The organism is Maritimibacter sp. HL-12, from assembly GCF_900177545.1.
Lineage (GTDB): Bacteria > Pseudomonadota > Alphaproteobacteria > Rhodobacterales > Rhodobacteraceae > Sinisalibacter.
Genome location: NZ_FXBQ01000001.1, coordinates 1,052,505 through 1,073,239, shown reverse-complemented (window position 1 = coordinate 1,073,239; position 20,735 = coordinate 1,052,505). Strand labels below are relative to the sequence as shown.

At 65.4% G+C, this 20,735-nt stretch carries 23 protein-coding genes; 17 read left to right on the top strand and 6 right to left on the bottom strand.

What is annotated here, in order from left to right; translation table 11 throughout:
* Positions 1-16: 16 nt before the first annotated feature.
* The gene (locus B9Y97_RS05415) at positions 17-967 is read right to left on the bottom strand and encodes an MBL fold metallo-hydrolase (RefSeq protein WP_085525787.1); all 951 of its coding nucleotides are present in this window, start codon (positions 965-967) and stop codon (positions 17-19) included.
* Between the two features lie 374 nt (positions 968-1,341).
* Between B9Y97_RS05415 and B9Y97_RS05410 the strand changes: the two genes are divergently transcribed.
* The 4 genes from B9Y97_RS05410 (at position 1,342) to B9Y97_RS05395 (ending at position 4,079) form a co-directional block, all read left to right on the top strand.
* On the top strand, positions 1,342-1,845 hold the full coding sequence (locus B9Y97_RS05410) for a type III secretion system chaperone family protein (protein WP_085525786.1): 504 nt from the start codon (positions 1,342-1,344) through the stop codon (positions 1,843-1,845).
* A 130-nt stretch (positions 1,846-1,975) separates the two neighbouring features.
* Complete coding sequence (gene proC, locus B9Y97_RS05405; protein ID WP_085525785.1) at positions 1,976-2,788, top strand: pyrroline-5-carboxylate reductase; 813 nt, start codon at positions 1,976-1,978, stop codon at positions 2,786-2,788.
* Positions 2,785-3,126 carry a tRNA-binding protein gene (locus B9Y97_RS05400; protein ID WP_085525784.1) on the top strand — a complete coding sequence of 114 codons (342 nt, stop codon included), beginning with the start codon at positions 2,785-2,787 and terminating at the stop codon, positions 3,124-3,126. Before proC ends, B9Y97_RS05400 begins: the two co-directional genes overlap by 4 nt.
* A complete protein-coding gene (locus tag B9Y97_RS05395) occupies positions 3,126-4,079 on the top strand; it encodes a 2-hydroxyacid dehydrogenase (RefSeq protein ID WP_085525783.1) in 954 nt (317 codons plus the stop codon). Before B9Y97_RS05400 ends, B9Y97_RS05395 begins: the two co-directional genes overlap by 1 nt.
* A gap of 48 nt (positions 4,080-4,127) precedes the next feature.
* Here B9Y97_RS05395 and B9Y97_RS05390 read toward each other — a convergent pair whose 3' ends face one another.
* Together B9Y97_RS05390 and B9Y97_RS05385 are read right to left on the bottom strand one after the other, a co-directional pair.
* Entirely contained in the window at positions 4,128-4,664 is a 537-nt protein-coding gene (locus B9Y97_RS05390; protein WP_085525782.1) for a CIA30 family protein, read from the bottom strand.
* 31 nt (positions 4,665-4,695) lie between these two features.
* Complete coding sequence (locus B9Y97_RS05385) at positions 4,696-5,304, bottom strand: thymidine kinase (protein WP_085525781.1); 609 nt, start codon at positions 5,302-5,304, stop codon at positions 4,696-4,698.
* A gap of 370 nt (positions 5,305-5,674) precedes the next feature.
* Between B9Y97_RS05385 and B9Y97_RS05380 the strand changes: the two genes are divergently transcribed.
* From B9Y97_RS05380 to B9Y97_RS05365, 4 genes are all read left to right on the top strand, one after another.
* Positions 5,675-6,127, top strand: coding sequence for a hypothetical protein (locus B9Y97_RS05380; RefSeq protein ID WP_085525780.1), 453 nt, complete (start codon positions 5,675-5,677; stop codon positions 6,125-6,127).
* 132 nt (positions 6,128-6,259) lie between these two features.
* A complete protein-coding gene (locus B9Y97_RS05375; protein WP_085528117.1) occupies positions 6,260-6,646 on the top strand; it encodes a BrnA antitoxin family protein in 387 nt (128 codons plus the stop codon).
* A 166-nt stretch (positions 6,647-6,812) separates the two neighbouring features.
* Complete coding sequence (locus B9Y97_RS05370) at positions 6,813-7,016, top strand: YgaP family membrane protein (protein ID WP_085525779.1); 204 nt, start codon at positions 6,813-6,815, stop codon at positions 7,014-7,016.
* A 119-nt stretch (positions 7,017-7,135) separates the two neighbouring features.
* Positions 7,136-7,615 carry an REP-associated tyrosine transposase gene (locus tag B9Y97_RS05365; RefSeq protein WP_085525778.1) on the top strand — a complete coding sequence of 160 codons (480 nt, stop codon included), beginning with the start codon at positions 7,136-7,138 and terminating at the stop codon, positions 7,613-7,615.
* Between the two features lie 258 nt (positions 7,616-7,873).
* Here B9Y97_RS05365 and B9Y97_RS05360 read toward each other — a convergent pair whose 3' ends face one another.
* Positions 7,874-8,824, bottom strand: a complete 951-nt coding sequence (locus B9Y97_RS05360) for a hypothetical protein (RefSeq protein WP_139828234.1) — start codon at positions 8,822-8,824, stop codon at positions 7,874-7,876.
* Positions 8,825-9,252: 428 nt separating this feature from the next.
* Positions 9,253-10,908: an energy-dependent translational throttle protein EttA gene (gene ettA, locus B9Y97_RS05355; RefSeq protein WP_085525776.1), complete on the bottom strand. Its 1,656-nt coding sequence runs from the start codon at positions 10,906-10,908 to the stop codon at positions 9,253-9,255.
* 188 nt (positions 10,909-11,096) lie between these two features.
* Here ettA and mgrA point away from each other — a divergent pair, with 188 nt between their 5' ends.
* From mgrA to B9Y97_RS05310, 9 genes are all read left to right on the top strand, one after another.
* Positions 11,097-12,161, top strand: a complete 1,065-nt coding sequence (gene mgrA / locus B9Y97_RS05350) for an L-glyceraldehyde 3-phosphate reductase (protein ID WP_085525775.1) — start codon at positions 11,097-11,099, stop codon at positions 12,159-12,161.
* A 48-nt stretch (positions 12,162-12,209) separates the two neighbouring features.
* On the top strand, positions 12,210-12,902 hold the full coding sequence (locus B9Y97_RS05345) for an HAD family hydrolase (protein ID WP_085525774.1): 693 nt from the start codon (positions 12,210-12,212) through the stop codon (positions 12,900-12,902).
* Positions 12,889-13,842 carry a sugar-binding transcriptional regulator gene (locus tag B9Y97_RS05340; protein WP_085528116.1) on the top strand — a complete coding sequence of 318 codons (954 nt, stop codon included), beginning with the start codon at positions 12,889-12,891 and terminating at the stop codon, positions 13,840-13,842. Before B9Y97_RS05345 ends, B9Y97_RS05340 begins: the two co-directional genes overlap by 14 nt.
* Before the next feature lie 114 nt (positions 13,843-13,956).
* Positions 13,957-15,252, top strand: a complete 1,296-nt coding sequence (locus B9Y97_RS05335; protein ID WP_085525773.1) for an ABC transporter substrate-binding protein — start codon at positions 13,957-13,959, stop codon at positions 15,250-15,252.
* A gap of 110 nt (positions 15,253-15,362) precedes the next feature.
* Complete coding sequence (locus tag B9Y97_RS05330) at positions 15,363-16,229, top strand: carbohydrate ABC transporter permease (protein WP_085525772.1); 867 nt, start codon at positions 15,363-15,365, stop codon at positions 16,227-16,229.
* Between the two features lie 12 nt (positions 16,230-16,241).
* Positions 16,242-17,072 carry a carbohydrate ABC transporter permease gene (locus B9Y97_RS05325; RefSeq protein WP_085525771.1) on the top strand — a complete coding sequence of 277 codons (831 nt, stop codon included), beginning with the start codon at positions 16,242-16,244 and terminating at the stop codon, positions 17,070-17,072.
* 11 nt (positions 17,073-17,083) lie between these two features.
* Entirely contained in the window at positions 17,084-18,088 is a 1,005-nt protein-coding gene (locus B9Y97_RS05320) for an ABC transporter ATP-binding protein (RefSeq protein ID WP_085525770.1), read from the top strand.
* Positions 18,085-18,858 (top strand): L-iditol 2-dehydrogenase, encoded by a 774-nt coding sequence (locus tag B9Y97_RS05315; protein ID WP_085525769.1) that lies wholly within the window; start codon positions 18,085-18,087, stop codon positions 18,856-18,858. The genes B9Y97_RS05320 and B9Y97_RS05315 overlap by 4 nt, the downstream gene beginning before the upstream one ends.
* Position 18,859: 1 nt before the next feature.
* On the top strand, positions 18,860-20,326 hold the full coding sequence (locus tag B9Y97_RS05310; protein ID WP_085525768.1) for a mannitol dehydrogenase family protein: 1,467 nt from the start codon (positions 18,860-18,862) through the stop codon (positions 20,324-20,326).
* A gap of 15 nt (positions 20,327-20,341) precedes the next feature.
* Here B9Y97_RS05310 and B9Y97_RS05305 read toward each other — a convergent pair whose 3' ends face one another.
* Positions 20,342-20,734, bottom strand: coding sequence for an META domain-containing protein (locus B9Y97_RS05305; protein WP_085525767.1), 393 nt, complete (start codon positions 20,732-20,734; stop codon positions 20,342-20,344).
* Position 20,735 lies beyond the last annotated feature (1 nt).

Sequence of the window (20,735 nt, the reverse complement as noted above, 5' to 3'; positions counted from 1 at the left end):
TCTCCCTTGCCTTGGCTCAGCCCTGAAGGGCCTCCCACATCTCGATGTCGCGCTGGGCGGTCCAGATCCGGGGGGTTTCGATGCCGCGCGCTTCATCGAAGGCACGCGCGGCGTTGAAGGGCAGGCAATGCTCGTAGATGGCATAATCGGCGAACTTCGGATCGCACTCGGCGCGGATCGCGTCCCAGGCTTCCTTCAGCGTGCCACCTCGCGCGGCGACCTGCACGGCGGGGCGATAGGTGCTTTCGAGGAAATCGCGGGTGAGGTCGATGGCCTTGTTGACCATTTCGGAGCCCATCAGCGCGTCGCCGCGGCCCGGCGCGATGGCGGCGAGATCGGCGCTGCGGATGTTTTCAAGCGTTTGCGGCCAATCGGCGAAATGGCCGTCGCCGCAGTAGCAGGCGGAATGGTATTCGACGAGGTCGCCGGTGAACATCACGTTCTCGTCGGGCACGTGCACCACGATGTCGCCCGCCGTGTGGCCGCGCCCGAGGTGCATCAAATCAACCCGCCGGTTGCCGAGATAGACCGTCATCCTGTCGGTGAAGGTGGTCGTCGGCCAGGTCAGGCCGGGAATGCTCTCGTGACCCTCGAACAGCCGCGGGAAGCGCTGGAACTCGCTGTCCCAGTCTTCCTGCCCGCGTTCCACCACCATGCCGCGCGCCTTGTCCGACATGACGATCTGCTGTGCCCCGAAGGCCGATGCGCCGAGCACGCGCACCGCGTGGTAATGCGTGAGCACGACGTGGGTGATCGGCTTGTCGGTCACTTCGCGCACCTTCTCGATCACCTTGTTGGCGAGCCGCGGCGTGGCCTGGGCCTCGACGATCATCACGCTGTCGTCGCCGATGATCACGCCCGAGTTCGGATCGCCCTCGGCGGTGAAAGCCCAGAGCCCCTTGCCGATCTCGGTGAAGCTGATCTGTTTTTCGCTCATGTCGCCTTGCGAGGCGAAAGCCTTGGCCATGTCGTTTCTCCCTGATTCGGCGCCGGGCCCGATCGGCCGCTGGCGCAGCTTACACTGTCGCGCTTGTGGATTCCGCCCCAAGGGATGCGCAGGAGGGTCGCCGGAGTCAAGTGTCGTTTCATTTGCAACAAATAGAATGGGTGCCGGGTGACCCGTTCGGCCGGGGCTGTGCAGGATTTGTGCAACCGGCGAGTCGTCAACCGACTCGAATCATGCGGAAATCGCGAATTTTCCGATTTCTGCTTTACAGGAGTCAATGAATATCACACCATATTTCGTAGGGATGCGGCGCGAGAGACGCCAAACCCGGTAGAGGCACCGAGTCCTAGCGGAATCTGCATAGCTGGGCCTCATGCGAGCAGAAGGGGACAGCCATGGCGGCGACCGAGCACTACCTCGAACATGACGACTTGCACCCGATCGACATCGTCGAACATCTCGCCGAGCATCATGCGTGGGATTTCGACCGGGTTGCCGACGACCAGATCGCGATGGCCGTCGAGGGGCAATGGCGGACCTATTCCATCACCCTGGCCTGGAGCGCGGTGGATGAAACGCTCCGGTTGATCAGCACCTTCGAGATGGAACCTCCCGAAGACAAGCTGCCGAAGCTCTACGAGGCGCTCAACCGGACCAACGACATGTGCTGGGCCGGGGCCTTCACCTATTGGCACGAACAGCGGCTGATGGTGTATCGTTACGGGCTGGTGCTGACCGGCGGGTTGATGGCGGGACCGGAACAGATCAACCGGCTGATCAGCGCGGCGGTGTCGAACTCCGAGCGCTTTTATCCGGCTTTCCAGCTTGTCACCTGGGGCGACCGCGACGTGGAAAATGCCATGCAGATCGCCATTGCCGAGGCTTACGGCCGGGCCTGAATTTTCATGCGACGGCGGGTGAAACCGCCGCGAACTTGCGCCCTCCCTCGCGGAGGGCGTTTCTTTTTTGGCGTGGCTTTTCCCCGCGCCACTCGCAGGTTAGGCTGCCGCGCAAAACATGGGGGACGCGATGTCGATGGATGATTTGAAAGCGCGCGGGCTGGTGCTTCTGGGGTGCGGCAAGATGGGCTCGGCGATGCTGGAAGGCTGGCTGGCCGATGGCTTGCCGCCGTCCTCGGTCCGGGTGATCGACCCGAACCCCTCGGACTGGCTCAAGTCCACCGGCGTCACCATCAACGGCGATCTGCCCGCGGCCCCGGCCATCGTGCTCGTCGCGGTCAAACCGCAGATGATGGGCGAGGCACTTCCGGTGCTCGCAGGCTTCGGCGGCGGCGGCACGCTTTTCGTGTCGATCGCCGCAGGCACGCCGATCTTGGCTTTCGAGACGGCGCTGGGTGCCGGCACCCCGGTGGTGCGCGCGATGCCCAACACCCCCGCTGCCGTGGGCCGGGGCATCACCGCGATCATCGGCAATGCCCATGCGAGCGTCGGCGATCTCGACCTTGCCGAGGCGCTCCTCAAGGCTGTCGGGCAGGTGGTGCGGCTTGAACACGAAGATCAGATGGACGCGGTCACCGCCGTCTCGGGCTCCGGACCGGCTTACGTGTTCCACCTGATCGAAACGCTGGCTGCGGCGGGCGAGGCGGAGGGGCTCGCGCCCGATCTTGCCATGGCGCTGGCCAAGGCCACCGTCGCGGGCGCCGGGGCGCTGGCCGAAGCGGCTGAGGAAAGCCCAACCCAACTGCGCGTCAACGTCACCTCCCCGGGTGGGACCACCCAAGCCGCGCTTGAGGTCTTGATGAGCGAAGACGATGGCTTCCCCGCGCTCCTGCGCCGGGCCGTGAAAGCCGCCGCCGACCGCAGCCGGGAGCTGGGCAAATGACCCCCGAGATCAGCTTTGACGATTTCCTGAAGGTCGATATCCGCAAGGGCACCATCGTCGATGCCCAACCCTATCCCGAAGCGCGCAAGCCGGCGCTCAAGCTCTGGGTGGATTACGGACCCGAGATCGGGGTGAAGAAATCCTCGGCCCAGATCACCGTGCACTACGAGCCGGAAAGCCTGATCGGCAAGCCGGTGCTCGGCGTGGTCAACTTCCCGCCGCGCCAGATCGGCAAGTTCATGTCGGAGGCGCTGGTCCTGGGCCTGCCCGACGAAGCGGGCGAGGTGGTTCTGATCACCCCCGACAAGGACGTGCCGAACGGCGCGCGGATGTATTGATGAAGAAGGTTCTGGTCACCCGGCCGATGCCCGATGCGGTGATCGGCGCACTTTCGGCCGCGCACAAGGTGGCGGTGCGCGACGACACCGGCCCGATGAGCCGTGTCGAGATGATCGCCGCGCTGCAACGGTTCGATGCGATCCTGCCCACCATCGGCGATGCCTTCTCGGCGGAGATCTTTGCCGCTGCAAGCGAGATCCGCGCGGGGCTGCTGGCCAATTTCGGCGTGGGTTACAACCATATCGACGTGACCGCCGCGCGCGCGCATGGCGTCGAGGTGACCAATACCCCCGGTGTGCTCACCGATGCCACCGCCGATCTCGCGCTCACGCTGATCCTTGCCACCGCTCGCCGGGCAGGCGAGGGGGAACGGCTGGTGCGTGCGGGGCGCTGGCATGGCTGGCACCCGACACAACTTCTCGGCCAGCAGGTTACCGGCACGCGGCTCGGTATCGTCGGGATGGGCCGGATCGGGCAGGCGATCGCGCGGCGGGGCCATTACGGCTTCGGCATGGAGGTGGCCTATACGAACCGCTCGCCAAAGGCGCTCGATTTTCCCGCAAGGCAGATCGAAACGTTGACCGCGCTGGCCGCCGAGGTCGATTTTCTCGTCGTCGCGGTGCCGGGTGGGGCCGCGACGCACCACCTGATCGGCGCAGAGGTTTTCGCCGCGATGAAACCGACCGGCATCTTCGTCAATATCGCGCGGGGCGACGTGGTGGACGAGGCCGCGCTGATCGCCGCCCTGAAGGCGGGCGAGATCGCCGGCGCGGGGCTCGACGTGTACGAGAATGAGCCGGAGGTGCCGGAGGCGCTGCGGCTCATGGAAAACGTCACCCTCCTGCCGCATCTCGGTTCGGCCACGCTGGAAACGCGCGCCGCGATGGGGTTGCTCGCCGCCGACAACATCCTGTCCTTCCTGGCCGGTGAGGCACCGATCAGCCCGGTTTGAGGCTGCGCGCGATCCTGGAAACGCGCACCGCGCCGGGGTGATGCGACCTCACTCCCAGCCGATCCAGTCCACCGAAACGTCCGCTTCATGGTCGTGCCCGAAGGCGGCCACCGCCACCGAGCGCACCGAGGCGGCCGACGGGGTGGCGCGGACCATCCTCGTGGACGGCTTGAACGCGTCGAGCGGAATGCGGACCAGCGCCCATTCGGGGCCGGTGGCGAAAGCGGCCTGGTAGAAGTGCCACGGCAGCAGCGTGCCCCCGGTGCGCAGGTGCACGAAATACCGGTCGCCATTGCCGCGCACCCGCAGCACGAGGGCGGTTGCCTCCTCGGGCAGCCGGTCGGGCAGTTTCAGCCGGGCTTGAATGAAGCCGCCATTGTTGGCGGTGGAGACGGTTCCGGTGAGCCGCAAGGCGTTGCCGGTGAAGTCCGCCTCGCCGGACGAAACGCCCCCCATCACGCGATCGGAGAAGAAATCCCAGCGCTGGGCAGGTGCCCCGGAGAAATCCTCGATCTCGCTGGCATGTGCGGGGAGGGTGGAGAGGGTCATGGCGAAGGCAATGGCTTTCAGGGCGACGTGTTTCATGGACCGTCTACGCGCGCAGGTTTGTGGCGGATCACTCGGCGGCCTTGTGGCCTTGATCCATGCGGTCGCCCACCGCCTCGCGCCAGTGCTTGCGGCACAGGCTGACATAGGCTTCATTGCCGCCGATCTGCACCTGGTCGCCGTCGGTCAGCACCTTGCCCGCGCCGTCGGTGCGCACCACCATCGTGGCCTTCTTGCCGCAATGGCAGATCGTGCGCACCTCGCGCATTTCGTCGGCCAGCGCCAGCAGGGCAGCGGAGCCGGGAAACAGGTGACCCTGAAAATCCACGCGCAGCCCGTAGGCCATCACCGGGACGCGCAGATCATCGACGACCCGGGCAAGCTGCCAGACCTGATCCGGGGTCAGAAACTGCGCTTCATCGACGAAGACGCAAGCCACCGGCCCCGCGGCGAGCCGTACCTCGACCCGGGCGAACATGTCGGTATCGGCCTCGAAGGTATCGGCCTCGGCCTCGATGCCGATCCGCGAGCCGATCTTGCCGGCACCGGCACGTTCGTCGAGCTTGGCGGTGATCAGGTAGGGCACCATACCGCGTTCACGGTAGTTGTAGGCCGCTTGCAACAACAGCGTCGACTTGCCCGCGTTCATCGTCGAGAAATGGAAATGGAGCTTGGCCATGGCATCCCGTAGCGCCACGCCGCGCCGGGATCAAGCCCGGGGCGTGCCCGGGGCGTGACAGGGGGAACGGGGAACGGCGGTGGCAGAGAAAACCAGAGGCTGCGGGCGTTGCCGCCCTGGGGATGGAACAAGCCTCTCGCACCGTTAAGCGCCACATCGCCGCTGCCGGCCCGCCAAGGCGAACCGACCCCGCCGAGAAACAATCGGCGGGCCCCACCCACTCCGGCGCTGGTGGCACCGGATACGCGTTACAGAACCGTCTGGGCGGTCACATTCATAAAGTCATTCACATCGAGATGAATAAATGGGAAAAGGATCGGCGATTTCCCCGCAAACATGTGCCGGGACGGGAAAAAAACGAGGAAATGGTATGGCCGTGGTTGGCAGCTATCTCAAGAAACACACGGAAGCCTTGGTGAAGGATGTCGGGATCGAAGCCGCCTGCGCGCTGGCGGGCAAGTCGAAGGCCACGATCGGGCGCTATTATTCCGACTCGGATGAACACGCCGACCGCTTCATGCCGATCGACACTGTCGCCGCGCTCGAGGCCGCGGCGCGCTATCCGCATGTTACCTCGGCGCTGGCCGAGATCGCGGGCCATACGATCAACTCCGGGAGCGATGGCCGCAACGCGCCGCCGGGCGGTGTCAACACGCAGGTGATCGCGCTGTCGCAGCGCTTCGCCATGCTGATGTCGGAATACCAGCAGTCGATCGAGGACGGCGTGATCACCGCGAACGAGGCCAAGCGACTACTGCGCGAAACCCTCGCGCTTCAGCAGGTGCTGGTAGAAATCAAGCTGCGGCTCGAAGACGAAACCTGAGCCACCCCGGGGCCGGTGAAGCGGCGGCGGCGGCGCGTCGGCAAGGTGTCGGCAAAACGTATGGCGCACGGCGCGCTTTCGCGGCGTTAACCGCTGTCGGGCAGGGTGACGCCGAAGCCGCCCGGAGACGCCATGACCGCCCGCCACAGCCCGACGAAAACCGAACGCCTCGCCCTCGAACGGCTCGGCAAGCGCAGCCTCGCGCTCGATGACACGCCGATCTGGGTGTATGACCTGCGCGAGGAAGTGCCCGCCGCATGGGCGACGCTGGAGCAGGATATCGACGTCGAGGAGCCCCGGGTGAAGATCACCTTGCGGCTCGACGCCAGTGTGGCGAGGTATTTCCGCGCGATGGGCAAGGGCTACCAGGAGCGGATCAACCGGGTGCTCGCCACCTATGCCCAGATGAAGATCGCCCGGGTGCTGGAGATCGACCGCGAGATCGCGGCGTTCCGGGGCAGCCTGCGGTCAGGCAAGACGCTGGGGGCGGCCTTGCGGTCAGACAGTGAGGAACGCTAGCGGCGAGCCGGTGCGTGGCCTTGTGCCGGGCTGAAGCTTGGGGGGTGTACGGCATGGGGTGTGCGGTTTGCGGGGGGCTTGCGTCAAATCAAAGCCAAGACCGCCGATTTGACGCAGGATGCGGCGTCCCCGGGCTATTTCGCCCGGAACCGGGAGGAGACAAGACATGACCCTTGACCGTGCGGTGCTGGCCTTTGCCGGCGTGATGATCCTCGTGAGCGTGGCGCTCACCGTCTGGGTGCACCCGCTCTGGGCGTGGTTCACCGTGTTCATCGGGCTGAACCTGCTGCAATCGGCCTTCACCGGCAAATGCCCGGCGGCCTGGGTGTTCGGCAAGTTCGGCGTGAAGGCGGGGTGCGCCTTCGAGTGACCGGGCGGCGGCGGGTAGATGCGCATTCTCGCGCACTGCGAGCCAAAATTGGAATTGGTGCGCATGAATGCGCATCCTGCGAAACAGTTCGTGAACCATGATCGGGCATAGTTGCCTGTATGTCGAACTACCTGCGCCCAAAAGTTCGCGGGGCGAGCATCTTCTTTACCGTTGCCCTGCAAGAGCGGGGCAGCGACCTGCTCACGCGGGAGATCGCGGCGCTGCGCGCGGCGGTGAAGAAGACCCGTGAGACGCGGCCATTTCGGATCGATGGGTGGGTGGTGATGCCCGACCATATGCATGTGGTTTGGACGTTGCCCGAAGGAGACGCGGGTCTTGCGACGCGGTGGAGCGTCATCAAGGCGCGGTTTGCGTTGTCCGTGGCACCGGGTCATCGTCGGGCGAGCCACGTGGTGCGCCGCGAACGCGGGGTGCGGCAGCGTCGGTTTTGGGAGCATCACATACAGGACGCGGCGGATTACGCAGCGCATGTGCACTATTGCCATATCAACCCGGTGAAACACGGGTTCGTCGCGCGGGCGGAGGATTGGCCGTTTTCGTCGGTGCACCGGGAGATACGGGAAGGGCGGTGGCCGTAGGGTGCGCATTCATGCGCACCGGATTTTTGGGTTATCGTTTAGGGTGCGCATTCATGCGCACCGTCGCCAGTGCCGCTTGCCAATCCGTGGGTGCGTGTGTGACACCTTCGACGCAAGAACCCGTGCGGCGCGGGCGGCTTTTGTACCAGTGACACGCGGTGCGCATGAATGCGCACCCTACGCTTGCTGCTCCGCCCCCTCGATCCGCGCCCCGACCCGGGCGACGGGCCTGGGCCCCCCGCCCGCGAAGCACCGCCGTCAGAGCCCGCACATCGCGATGAACCGCGCGATCTGTTCGCGCTGTTCCGGCGCGGCGGCACCGCCGGTCATCGGGAAGGGGGCGAGATCGGCGTAATGCATGACGATGCTCTCGGCCTCCGCCATCTGCGAGAACAGCGCCGTATCCCGCGGCAGGGTGCCGATCGCATACCATTGGTCGGACCGGGGATCGTCCATCTGCGGCGCGACCGGCAGTGCCACGGGGGTTCCGTCAAGCTCGAGCAGAACCCGGCGCGGCACCTCCTCGCGCCTGTCGTGGAAAATCAGGGGTTCGACCCAGAAGGGATCGCCGTTGTCGGGGCAGCGAAACAGCATCGCGGCGTATTCGGTCTCGGAATAGGTGGGCACCACCCAGCCCATCTTCGCGGCGAACCCCTCCTCCCAGGTGCCGGCGGTGGTGCGCCATGCGCCCGCGGCGGCCTCCTCCGGCTCCGGTTGCGGCATGGCGCGCAGGTCGAGTTCGGCATCCTCGCGCCCGGGCGTCGCCTGGGCCAGCAGCGCGGAGAGATCGCTGTCCTCGGTGATGCTCTCGAAGGCGCGCATCTTCGCCGCCATGCCGCTGCTCTGCATCAGCATCTCCGGCCCCTCCGGCGCGAGCGAGAACACCGTGAGCCGAGCCACGCTGCGCCCGATCCGCTCGTAGATCACCAGTTCGAGGATGCCATCGTCGTTCATGTCGTGCGGCCCGGTGATCCGGGCGAAGAGCAGCATCCCCGGCGGCGTGGTCTCGAACACGGTCTCGCCCTCGAAGTCCAGCCGCAGCCCGCCCTCGAGGTCTTCGAGCACGTAGCCCGCCGGGACGGCCTCCGACGCGGGCGCAGCCGCCGCGGGCAGAAGCAGCGCGAGCGCCAGCGCAAGGGCCCGCGCGAGCCGCGTGCCGAGCGCCTGCCGGCCGATGGTCCGGGTGATCCGTTTCGCCTGCGTGGTCATGGTCTGGCCTCCTTCCACCGCGCGCCCGGCACGTCGGGCGCATCTCGGGGTGTATTGTCCCCGATGCGGACCATCTTGCCAATGGGACGCCTCGCCGCGACGGGGGCGTTCGGCTGGGCAACGGCGGGTGCAAAGGGTGCGCATTCATGCGCACCGTTGCCGACGCCAGTTGCCAATCCGTGGGTGCGTATAGCGAAAACTTCGGCGCAGGAACCGGTGCGGCGCGGGCGGCTATGTATCGGTGACACGCGGTGCGCATGAATGCGCACCCTACGCTTGCTTGTTTTGTTCGTGCCGTGCTCAAAGCATGGAGAGTCAGAAGCCGTTTCTCCCGAAAAACGAATCTCGCCGCTTCACCGGTGTGCGCGCGCATGTTTTCTGCGAAAACAAGCTTTCGCGCACTGTAGACGTTTTCCGGTGGAAAACGCCTATCTCGTGAACTTCTTATACTTCAACCGCTTCGGCTCCAGCGCGTCCGGCCCGAGCCGGCGTTTCTTGTCTTCCTCGTAATCCTCGAAGTTGCCCTCGAACCATTCGACATGGGCCTCTCCCTCGAACGCCAAAATATGCGTGCAGAGCCGGTCGAGGAAGAAGCGGTCGTGGGAGATGATGACGGCGCAGCCGGCGAAATCCTCGATGGCGTCTTCGAGGGCGCGGAGGGTTTCCACGTCGAGGTCGTTGGTGGGTTCGTCGAGCAGGAGCACGTTGCCGCCCGACTTCAGGAGCTTGGCCATGTGCACCCGGTTGCGTTCGCCGCCCGAGAGGAGCCCGACCTTCTTCTGCTGGTCGCCGCCCTTGAAGTTGAACGACGAGCAGTAGGCGCGGGAGTTCACCTGCGCGTCGCCGAGGTCGATCACCTCGCCGCCGCCGGAGATTTCCTCCCAGACGGTTTTCTCAGGGTCGAGCGCGTCGCGCGACTGGTCGACGTAAGCGAGTTGCACCGTGTCGCCGTATTCGATGCTGCCTTCGTCGGGTTTTTCCTGCCCGGTGAGCATGCGAAACAGCGTGGTCTTGCCGGCACCGTTGGGGCCGATCACGCCGACGATGCCGCCGGGGGGGAGGGCGAAGGAAAGGTCTTCGACCAGGAGCTTGTCGCCCATGTGCTTTTTCAGGCCGTTGACCTCGATCACCTTCTGGCCGAGGCGGGGCCCGCGCGGGATGACGATCTGGGCGCGGCTGATCTTCTCGCGTTCGGATTGCTCGGCGAGATCGTTGTAGGCGTTGATCCGGGCCTTCTGCTTGGCCTGCCGGGCCTTGGCACCCTGGCGGATCCACTCCAGTTCGCGCTCCAGCGTCTTCTGCTTGGACTTGTCTTCGCGCGCTTCCTGGGCCAGCCGCTTGGCCTTCTGTTCGAGCCAGGCCGAGTAGTTGCCCTCGTAGGGGATGCCGCGGCCGCGGTCGAGTTCGAGAATCCAGCCGGTGATGTCGTCGAGGAAGTAGCGGTCGTGGGTGACGATCAGGATCGTGCCCTTGTAGTCGATCAGGTGCTGTTGCAGCCAGGCGATGGTTTCGGCGTCGAGGTGGTTGGTGGGCTCGTCGAGCAGCAGCATGTCGGGGGCTTCGAGCAGCAGCTTGCACAGCGCGACGCGGCGTTTTTCGCCGCCGGAGAGATCGGCGACGCTGGCCTCGTCGGGCGGGCAGCGCAGGGCTTCCATGCTCACATCGACCTGGGCGTCGAGATCCCAGAGGTTCTGGGCGTCGATCTTGTCCTGCAACTCGGCCATCTCGTCGGCGGTCTCGTCGGAGTAGTTCATCGCCAGTTCGTTGTAACGGTCGAGGATATCCTTCTTGGCCTTCACCCCGAGCATGACGTTTTCGCGGACGTTGAGGCCCTCGTCGAGTTCGGGTTCCTGCGGCAGGTAGCCGACCTTGGCACCTTCGGCGGACCAGGCCTCGCCGGTGAAATCCTTGTCCCAGCCGGCCATGATCCGCAGGAGCGAGGACTTGCCCGCACCGTTGACGCCGACGACGCCGATCTTGACGCCGGGCAGGAAGTTGAGGTGGATGTCTTCGAACACCTTCTTGCCGCCGGGGTAGGTCTTGGAGACCCCGCTCATGTGATAGACATACTGGTAAGCGGCCATGGTGCGTCCTCCGGGAATGCGGGTTTGGGCCTAGATAGCGGCGCCGGGTCTGCGGGGCAATGGGGGGCGGGTTCGCGCCCTGATTTGCTTGCGGCAAGGGGTGGCGTCGCGGGTTGGTGCCCCGGCGGATCGCGTTGACATGCCCCGGCCGGGGGCGTCTACTCCGCCCCGCAGAACAGGAGGCCCGCATGACCCGCATCACGTCCGCCAGCGATTTCCCCGCCCGCTACACCCCCGCCGAAGACCGCTATCAGCGCATGGTCTACAACCGTTGCGGAAACTCGGGGCTGAAGCTGCCCGCCGTGAGCCTCGGGCTGTGGCACAATTTCGGCCACGACACGCCGCACCAGACCAAGCGTGAGATCTGCCGGACGGCCTTCGATCACGGGATCACCCATTTCGACCTCGCCAACAATTATGGCCCGCCCTATGGCAGCGCCGAAGAGGCCTTCGGGGATATCCTCGCCACCGACTTCAAGGGCTACCGCGACGAGTTGATCATCTCGTCGAAGGCGGGTTACGACATGTGGCCGGGGCCTTACGGTGAATGGGGATCGCGCAAGTACCTGATCGCGTCCTGCGACCAGAGCCTGAAGCGGATGGGGCTCGACTACGTCGATATCTTCTATTCCCACCGCTTCGACCCGGAGACGCCGCTGGAAGAAACCATGGGTGCGCTCGATCATATCGTGCGCTCGGGCCGGGCGCTCTATATCGGGATTTCGTCCTACAACAGCGCGCGCAGCCGCGAGGCGGTGGCGATCCTGCGCGAGATGGGCACGCCCTTGCTCATCCACCAGCCGAGCTACAACATGTTCAACCGCTGGGTCGAGCGCGACGGGTTGCGCGAGACGCTGGCAGAGCTGGGCGTGGGCTCGATCGCCTTCACGCCGCTGGCGCAGGGGATGCTGACCAACAAGTATCTCAAGGGCATTCCCGAAGGCAGCCGTGCGGCGCAGGACAAGTCGCTCGATCCGGGGATGCTGAGCGAGGGCGCGCTCGGGCATATCCGGGCACTGAACGAGATTGCCGCGGGACGCGGCCAGACGCTGGCGCAGATGGCGATTGCATGGGTCTTGCGTGGCGGCGGGATCACCTCGGCGCTGATCGGGGCATCGAAGCCGGCCCAGGTGGAGGATTGCGCGGGCGCGGTGGCGCGGCTCGATTTCACCGACGCCGAGCTTGCCGAAATCGACAAATATGCCGACGAAGAGGCGATCAATCTCTGGGCGCAGTCGGCCGAGATCGGCTGAGGCGGGGGCGCAAGGTGCCTGACCTCGCGCCTGCGCAGAGGAGGAAACATGGCGCAAACCGATCTGGTGATCTTCGATTGCGACGGGGTGTTGATCGACAGCGAGGTGATCTCGGCGCGGATGCTGGTGGCCGAACTGGCTGGCCACGGCGTTGACATCAATCTCGAATACGTCGCGCGGTATTTTCTCGGGCGCAGCTACCCGGTGGTGATCCAGCAGATCCGCGACGAGTTCGGGGTTCTGCTGCCGGAGGGGTTCGAGGCCGATTATCGCGACCGTCTGCTGGCGGCCTTCCGTGCGGATCTGCGGATCATGCCCGGGGTGCGCGACGTGATCGGGGCGCTGGGTGCGGACTATGCCCTTGCCACCAGTTCCAGCCCGGCCCGGCTTGCGCAATCGCTGGCGCTGGTCGGGCTGGACGACGTATTCACCGGCCGCGTGACCACCGCTGCCGAGGTGCAGCGTGGCAAACCGGCGCCCGACCTGTTCCTGCGGTCGGCTGAGAAGGCGGGGGTGGCACCCGGGCGCTGCCTTGTGATCGAGGATTCGCTTGCCGGGGTGCGCGCGGCGCGCGCGGCCGGGATGGAAGTCTGGCGCTTCACCGGCGGCTCTCATCTGGCCGGGATCGACCTTGCGGCCCCGAAGGACGCGCGCGCCGACCGGGTGTTTGCATCCTTCGCGGAATTCTTCCATCTTGCTCCGGGCCTCAGGCGGGAAAATGGTGACCATGGCGAAGGTTAACGGTGATGACGGCGACCGCGACGTGCGCGACCTCGCGGCGCGCGCGGCCTGGATGTCTTATGTCGGCGGTCAGACCCAGGACCAGATCGCGCTGGAGCTCGGGATCTCGCGCCAGCGGGTTCAGCGGCTGGTGGCGCGGGCTGCCGCCGAGGGGCTGGTGCGGGTGCGCATCGACCACCCGATCGCCGAATGCCTGGAGCTTGAACGGGCCCTGAAGGTGCGTTTCGGGCTGGAGTCCGCGCGGGTTGCGCCTTCTATCGGCGCCGATGGCGATCCGCTGGCCGGGCTCACACCCTTCGCCGCGCCGGTTGTCGAGCGGGTGTTTCGCGATGCCACGCCGCGCACCATCGCGCTGGGCACCGGGCGCACGCTGCGCATGGTGGTGGAACACATGCAGACCCTCGACGGCGCGCATCACAAGATCGTCTCGCTGATCGGCAACGTGTCGCCGGATGGCTCGGCCTCGTTTTACGAAGTGATCATGCGGCTGGCCGAAAAGCTCTCCGCGCCGCATTATCCGATGGCGATCCCGGTGGTTGCGCGCGACGAGACCGAGCTTGCGCTCTACCACGGCCTGCCGCATGTGCGCGCCACCCGCGCGCTCGCGCTGGCGGCGGATCTGGTGATCGTCGGGATCGGCCAGATGAGTGACGACGCGCCGCTCCTCGTGGACGGCTTCATCAGCCCGGCGGAACACGCCGATCTTTGTGCGTCCGGGGCGGCCGGCGAGATTTGCGGCCATGTCTTCGACGCCGAGGGGCGCTATCTCGAACATGCGTTCAACCGTCGCGTCGTGGGGGTGAGCGTGCCGGTCGCGGACCGTCCGGTGCTGTGTATCGGCGGAGGCGAATCCAAGCTCCCGGCGCTGCGTGCGGCCCTGTCGGGCGGGCTGATCACCAGCCTGATCACCGACGAAAAAACCGCCAGATCATTGCTTTAACCGATTTGCCGCAGCGCGGCGGAGAAGCTCACTTGACAGGACTCGGGGTTTTGAGCGAGCATTTGCCCACGACCTGAGCATTTGCTCATACTATTTGGGAGGAACACCATGACCATGTATTCTCGCGCCCTGATGGGGGCGTGTGCCGCTGCTGCGCTCGCAACCGGCGCCTCGGCCGAAACCATCACCGTCGCCACCGTCAACAACGGCGACATGATCCGCATGCAGGGCTACACCGACGATTTCACCGAAAAGACCGGCCATGAAGTCGAGTGGGTCACGCTTGAGGAAAACGTCCTGCGCCAGCGCGTGACCACCGACATCTCGACCAAGGGCGGTCAGTTCGACATCATGACCATCGGCATGTACGAAACCCCGATCTGGGGTGCCAACGACTGGCTGGTGCCGCTCGACGACCTGTCCGACGATTACGATGTGGACGACATCCTGCCTGCCATGCGCGGTGGCCTGTCGCACGACGGCACGCTCTATGCCGCGCCGTTCTACGGCGAATCGTCGATGATCATGTATCGCACCGACCTGATGGAAGCCGCCGGGCTCGAAATGCCCGATGCGCCGACTTGGGAATTCGTGCGCGACGCCGCGATCGCGATGACCGACAAGGACGAAGAGATCTACGGCATCTGCCTGCGCGGCAAGGCCGGGTGGGGCGAGAACATGGCGTTCCTCACCGCCACCTCGAACGCCTTCGGCGCACGCTGGTTCGACGAGAACTGGCAGGCCCAGTTCGACAGCCCGGAGTGGAAGGAAACGCTGACCTTCTACCTCGACCTGATGGAACAGGCCGGCCCTCCGGGTGCCTCGGGCAACGGCTTCAACGAAAACCTCTCGCTGTTCCAGCAGGGCAAGTGCGGCATGTGGATCGACGCCACCGTGGCGGCCTCGTTCGTGACCAACCCCGAGGAATCCTCGGTGGCCGACGAGGTTGGCTTCGCCCTCGCCCCCGATACCGGGCTGGGCAAGCGCGGCAACTGGCTCTGGGCCTGGGCGCTGGCCATTCCGGCCGGAACCCAGAAAGAAGATGCCGCCAAGGAGTTCATCGAGTGGGCCACCTCGAAGGAATACATCGAGCTGGTGGCGGCCAATGAAGGCTGGGCCAACGTGCCGCCGGGTGCGCGGACCTCGCTCTACGAGAACCCCGAGTACCAGGAGGTGCCGTTTGCCAAGATGACGCTCGACAGCATCAACTCGGCCGACCCGCTCAACCCGACCGTCGAGCCGGTGCCCTATGTCGGCGTGCAGTTCGTGGCGATCCCCGAGTTCGCCGGGATCGCGACGGAAGTGGGCCAGGAGTTCTCCGCTGCGCTGGCCGGTCAGCAGACCGCCGACGAGGCGCTCGCCAAGGCGCAGGCGCTGACCACCGACGCGATGGAAGCGGCGGGCTACTAAGCTCTCCTCCCAGACCGGGGGGCGGTGAAAACCGCCCTCCGGATCGTCATACGTGATAGCCAAAACCAGTCGCACCGACGGCGCTTGCCGTAACCCGAGGAGGCATATCAATGGCTACCCAGCATTCCCGCTCCGCCGCCCGCTTGATGATGGCGCCTGCCGTTACCCTGCTTCTCGGCTGGATGCTCGTGCCGCTGACGATGACCCTGTATTTCTCGTTCAAGCAGTACCTGCCGATGCGCGGCGGCGATCTGGGCTGGGTCGGGTTCGACAACTACGTCCGCTTCGTGAGTTCCAGTGCGTTCTGGCCGTCGGTGCAGGCCACGCTCGTGCTTGTCGGCGGCGTGCTCGTGATCACGGTGGTCCTCGGGGTCGCGCTGGCGCTGTTGCTCGATCAGCCGATGTGGGGCCAGGGTGTGGTCCGGGTGCTGGTGATCGCGCCGTTCTTCGTCATGCCGACGGTGTCGGCGCTGCTTTGGAAGAACATGTTTCTTGACCCGGTCAACGGGTTTTTCGCTCATATCCTGAAAGCCGTCGGGCTCGCACCGATCGAGTTTCTGAGCCAGTATTCACTGGTGTCGATCATTCTCATCGTGAGTTGGCAATGGTTGCCCTTCGCCACGCTGATCCTGCTGACCGCCACGCAATCGCTTGACAGCGAACAGCTTGAGGCGGCCGAGATGGACGGCGCACGCTGGCCTTCGCGCTTCATTTTCATCATCCTGCCGCATCTCAGCCGCGCGATCACCGTGGTGATCCTGATCCAGACCATCTTCCTGCTCGGGATCTTCGCCGAGATCTTCGTGACCACCCAAGGCTCCTTCGGCACCCGCACGCTGACCTACCTGATCTTCCAGCGTGTGCTGGAAAGCCAGAACGTGGGACTGGGTTCGGCCGGCGGTGTCTATGCCATCATCCTTGCCAACATCGTCGCGATCTTCCTGATGCGCGTCGTCGGCAAGAACCTCGACGCATAGGAGGAAACCGACATGGCACGTGCAATCACCCCCCGTCGCAAGGCCCTCAACACCGCGATCGCCTGGGCCATCGGCCTCGTCATCTTCTTCCCGATCCTGTGGGTCTTCGTGCTCTCGCTCAAAACGGAAGGCAGCGCGATCCTGCCGCCGCTCGATGTTCTGCGCGCGCCGTGGACTTTTGAAAGCTATGGCTTGGTGCAGGAGCGCTCGAACTACTTCCGGCACTTCAGCAACTCGGTGATCATCGCCGTCGGCTCAACCTTCCTCGGCCTGCTCGTCGCCGTGCCTGCCGCCTGGGCGATGGCCTTCGTGCCGTCGAAGCGCACCAAGAACATCCTGTTGTGGATGCTGTCGACGAAGATGCTCCCGGCGGTCGGCGTGCTCTATCCGATCTATCTTCTGTTCATTCGGATGGGCCTGCTCGACAGCCGGCTCGGCCTGACCATCGTGCTTATGCTGATCAACCTGCCGATCATCGTCTGGATGCTCTACACCTACTTCAGGGAAATTCCGGGCGAGATCCTGGAGGCGGCGCGGATGGACGGGGCGTCGTTGCGTGAGGAAGTGCTCTACGTGCTCACGCCGATGGCGATACCGGGGATGGCCTCGACGGTGTTGCTCAACATCATCCTGGCCTGGAACGAGGCGTTCTGGACGCTCAACCTCACCGCTGCCCAGGCCGCCCCCCTCACGGCCTTCATCGCCTCCTATTCGAGCCCCGAGGGACTGTTCTACGCCAAGCTCTCGGCGGCCTCCGTCATGGCGATTGCTCCGATCCTGATCATGGGTTGGTTCAGCCAGAAGCAACTTGTCCGCGGCCTGACCTTCGGCGCGGTGAAATAAGGGAAACGGACATGGGACAAATCCAGCTCAACAAGGTCTCCAAGAGTTTCGGCAATGTCGAGGTGATCCCGCCGCTCGACCTGACCATCGAAGACGGCGAGTTCGTGGTTTTCGTCGGGCCTTCGGGGTGCGGCAAGTCAACGCTCCTTCGGCTCATCGCCGGGCTTGAAGACGTCTCCGGCGGCCACGTGCTGATCGACGGGCGCGACGCCACCGAAACCGTGCCCGCCAAGCGTGGGCTGGCGATGGTGTTCCAGTCTTACGCGCTCTATCCGCACATGAGCGTGCGCAAGAACATCGCCTTCCCGCTGCGCATGGCCGGGCTCGACAAGGCCGAGCAGGCGCGCAAGGTGGAGCAGGCGGCCGAGGTGCTCAACCTCACCGACTACCTCGACCGTCGCCCCGGCCAGTTGTCCGGCGGTCAGCGCCAGCGGGTGGCCATCGGCCGGGCGATCGTGCGCGAGCCCGAGGCCTTCCTGTTCGATGAGCCGCTCTCCAACCTCGACGCGGCGCTGCGGGTGGGGATGCGGCTGGAGATTTCCGAACTGCACAAACGGCTCAAGACCACGATGATCTACGTCACCCACGACCAGGTCGAGGCAATGACCATGGCCGACAAGATCGTGGTGCTTCAGGCCGGGTTCATCGAGCAGGTGGGCAGTCCGCTGGAGCTTTACCAGCGCCCGCGCAATGTGTTCGTGGCGGGCTTCATCGGCAGCCCCAAGATGAACCTGATCAGCGGCGCGGAAGCCGCGAAACACGACGCGACAACAATCGGTATCCGCCCCGAGCACATCGGGATTTCGCAGACCGAGGGCACATGGAAGGGCACGGTGGGCGTGTCCGAGCACCTCGGGTCGGATACCTTCTTCCACGTTCAGTGCAACGCCTCGCCCGAGCCGATCACGGTGCGGGCCACCGGCGAGCTTTCACTGCAATACGGTGCCGAGGTCTGGCTCACGCCACGACAGGAGCACCTGCACCGCTTCGACGAGAATGGTTTGAGGATCGAATGAAACGACTGGAAGGCAAGACCGCTCTGATCACCGGGGCGGCCCGCGGCATCGGGCTGGCTTTCGCCCGGGCCTATATCGCCGAAGGCGCGCGCGTGGCGATCGCCGATATCGACATCGCCCGCGCCCGGGCCAGCGCCGAAGACCTCGGCGCGGCGGCGGTCGCGGTCGAAATGGATGTGACCCGGCAGGACAGCATCGACGCGGCGGTGGCGGCCAGTGTCGGGGCACTTGGCCAGATCGATATCCTGATCAACAACGCCGCGATCTTCACCGCGGCCCCGCTGGTCGAGATCGAGCGCAAGGATTACGACGCGGCCTTTGCGATCAACGTGGCGGGCACGCTGTTTACCATGCAGGCGGTGGCGCGCCACATGATCGCGCGCGGCGGTGGCGGCAAGATCATCAACATGGCGAGCCAGGCCGGGCGGCGCGGCGAGGCGCTGGTGGCGGTTTACTGTGCCACCAAGGCGGCGGTGATCAGCCTGACCCAATCGGCCGGGCTGAACCTGATCGCGCACGGCATCAACGTCAACGCGATCGCCCCCGGCGTGGTCGAGGGCGAGCACTGGGACGGGGTCGATGCGTTCTTCGCCAAGTATGAAAACAAGCCGCTCGGCCAGAAGAAACGCGAAGTTGGCGAGGCGGTGCCCTACGGGCGGATGGGCCGGGCGGAAGACCTCACCGGCATGGCCGTTTTCCTCGCCAGCGCAGAGGCAGATTACATCGTCGCCCAGACCTACAACGTCGATGGTGGCCAATGGATGAGTTGAAATGAAACTGACGAACCAGACCTTGCCGGACCTGCCCGAAAGCATCGCGCGCCCTGAATATGACCGCACGAAACTCACCCCCGGCATCGTTCATATCGGCTTGGGCAACTTTCACCGCGCCCACCAGTCATGGTATCTGCACCGGCTGATGAACCAGGGCCTGGCGCAGGACTGGGCCATCGTCGGTGCCGGTGTGCGGCCCTACGACGACATCATGCGCCAGAAGCTCGCCGCGCAGGATTATCTCACCACGCTGATCGAGCTCGATCCCTCCGGCAGTTCCGCCGAGGTGGTGGGGTCGATGATCGACTATGTGCCGGTCGAGGAGGGCAACGGGCCGCTGATTGCGCGGATGGCCGAGCCCGATATCCGCATCGTCGCGCTCACCGTCACCGAGGGCGGCTATTACATCGACCCGGCGACCAATGCCTTCGATGCGGCGCACCCCGACATCGTTCACGATGCCGCCAACCCCGGGCGCCCGCGCACCGCGTTCGGCGCGATGGTGGCGGCGCTGCGGCTGCGGCGCGAGAAGGGTCACGGCCCGTTCACCTGCCAGTGCTGCGACAACCTGCAATCGAACGGCGAGGTGTTGCGCCAGACCGTAGTTTCGCTCGCCCGGCTCTCTGACCCGGCGCTTGCCGACTGGATCAACGAGGCCTGCACTTTCCCCAACGCGATGGTCGATTGCATCGTGCCGGCCACCGGGCCGAAGGAGGTCGATCTCGCCCGCGCCTTCGGTATCGACGATGCGGTGCCGGTCACGCACGAGAACTTCCGTCAATGGGTGCTGGAAGACAACTTCTGCGCCGGGCGCCCTGACTGGGACAAGGCAGGGGCGCAGTTTTCCGACAACGTGCACGGCTACGAGGCGCAGAAGATCCGCATTCTCAATGCCGGCCACCAGGTGATCGTGAATGCCGCCGAACTGCTCGGAATCGAGACGATTTCGGCCGCGATGGCACATCCGTTGGTCCATGCGCTGTTCCGCAAGGTGCAAATGGAAGAGATCGTGCCGCATGTCGTGCCGGTGCCGGGGATGACCCCCGAGCAATACGTCGACCTGATCGACCGGCGCTTTTCCAACCCCGCCATCGTCGACACCGTGCGGCGGGTGGCTTTCGACGGCTCGTCGCGCCACCCCGGTTTCGTGTTGCCCACGGTGCGTGATGCGCTGGCGGCGGGCAAGCCGGTCGAGGGGTTGGCGCTGGTGGAAGCGAGCTGGGCGCGGATGTGTGCCGGGAGCCGTGATGACGGCTCACCGATCGAGCCCAACGATCCGTTCTGGAACGAACTCAACGTCGTGGCAAAGGCCGCGCGGGACACGCCTCGTGCGTGGCTGGAGATGCGCCACCTTTACGGCGATCTCGCCGATCAGCCCCGTTTTGCCGACGCCTTCGCAGGCTGGCTGCGGATGATCTGGGCGGAAGGAACCGGCGCGGCCTTGAAGGCCTATGCCGGGGCATGAGCGCCGGCCGTGATCCTAGTCGGCGCGCACGAAACCGAGCACCGGCGCGTCGTCTTGCGGGATCAGGATCATCCGTTCGCCAACCGGGTCGTAGGCCACGCCAACGGTGCCCTTGAGCGCCGAGAGAACCTGCGCCTCCTGCGCGTCGAGCGCGCCGGGGCAGGCCATCCGGGTCGTGGCACCGAGATCCATGAAGGTCAGCACGCCCGGCGCAGAGACAGCGGTGGTCTGGAACCGGTTGCACCCGGTCGAGCCGAACACCGCCCCATCGGCGGAAAACGCGATGCCGCCGCCGGGTTCGGCCGCAGTTCCGCCGACCGAGATCAGCGTCCAACCGCCGCCGCCCTGGCCTTGGGCGAAAGCGGGCAGGGCGAGGCAGGCAAGGGCGGTGGCAAGAGCGAAGCGCATC